Source organism: Salinicola sp. V024 (genome assembly GCF_052645315.1).
In genome coordinates this window covers 1-1331 of record NZ_JBQXYB010000038.1, presented here as the reverse complement: position 1 = coordinate 1331, position 1331 = coordinate 1, and the positions used below count along the sequence as shown (strand labels likewise).

Here is a 1331-nt window from a genome sequence, read left to right as displayed (position 1 = left end):
CTGGAAGGCGTTGTCGGCGTTGTCCACGTCGCTCGCGGTCAGCGTGCCGGATAGGCTCAGCGCCGCGTTGGTTTCGTCGGCGGTGACCGCCGTGTCGCCACTGATCACCGCGGCGTCGTTGGTGCCATTGATGGTGACCGTCACCACCTGTGACGTGCCGTCGACGCTTGTCACCGTGAACGCGTCGCTGACGCTGTCACCCTCGTTGAGTTCGTTGAACGCACTCGAGGCGGTGAACGTCCAGCTGCCATCCGCGGCCAGCGCCAAGGTGCCGTGCGCGCCGGTCAGCGTCGTCGCCTGGAAGGCGTTGTCGGCGTTGTCCACGTCGCTCGCGGTCAGCGTGCCGGATAGGCTCAGCGCCGCGTTGGTTTCGTCGGCGGTGACCGCCGTGTCGCCACTGATCACCGCGGCGTCGTTGGTGCCAGTCACCGTTACGGTCAGCGTCGAGGTGGCCGTGCCGCCCTGGCCGTCGCTGACGGTGTAGCTGACTTTAGTGGTGTCGGTCTGACCCGCGGCCAGGCGATCGAACGCCGAGCCCGGATTGAAGCTATAGGAGCCATCCGCGTTCAGCGTAAAGGTGCCGCCATTGGAGCCGGCGATGGACCGCCCCACGCTACCTGACACGCCATTGACCGCACTGACGCTCAGCGTACCGCCATCGACATCGCTGTCGTTGGCCAGCACGCCCTGAGCGGCTGCCACGTTTAGGGTGGCGTTTTCACCCGTACTGCCGGTATCGGCGACCGCGACTGGGGCATCATTGGTACCGGTCACGGTTACAGTCAGCGTCGAGGTGGCCGTGCCGCCCTGGCCGTCGTTGACGGTGTAGCTGACTTTAGTGGTGTCGGTCTGACCCGCGGCCAGGCGATCGAACGCCGAGCCCGGATTGAAGCTATAGGAGCCATCCGCGTTCAGCGTAAAGGTGCCGCCGTTGGAGCCGGTGATGGCCTGCCCCACGCTACCTGTTACGCCGTTGACCGAGCTGACGCTCAGGATGCCGCCATCGACATCGCTGTCGTTGGCCAACACACCTTGGGCCGCATTGACGTTGAGGGTGGCGTTCTCACCGGTGCTGCCGGTATCGGCCACGGCTACCGGCGCATCGTTGGTACCGGTGACCGTCACGGTCAGCGTCGAGGTGGCCGTGCCGCCCTGGCCGTCGCTCACGGTGTAGCTGATCTGCGTCTTGTCGGTCTGCCCTGCAGCCAGGCGATCGAACGCCGAGCCCGGATTGAAGCTGTAGGAGCCATCGGCGTTAAGGGTAAAGGTCCCACCGTTGGAGCCGGTGATGGCCTGCCCCACGCTACCTGTTACGCCGTTGACAGCGCTGA

The 1331-nt window shown here is 65.6% G+C and carries 1 protein-coding gene; it reads right to left on the bottom strand.

Annotated features, from left to right (window positions below):
* Nucleotides 1-1331: Ig-like domain-containing protein (locus tag ACUN9V_RS19880; protein WP_445512667.1), on the bottom strand; the 1331-nt coding region annotated here is incomplete at both ends.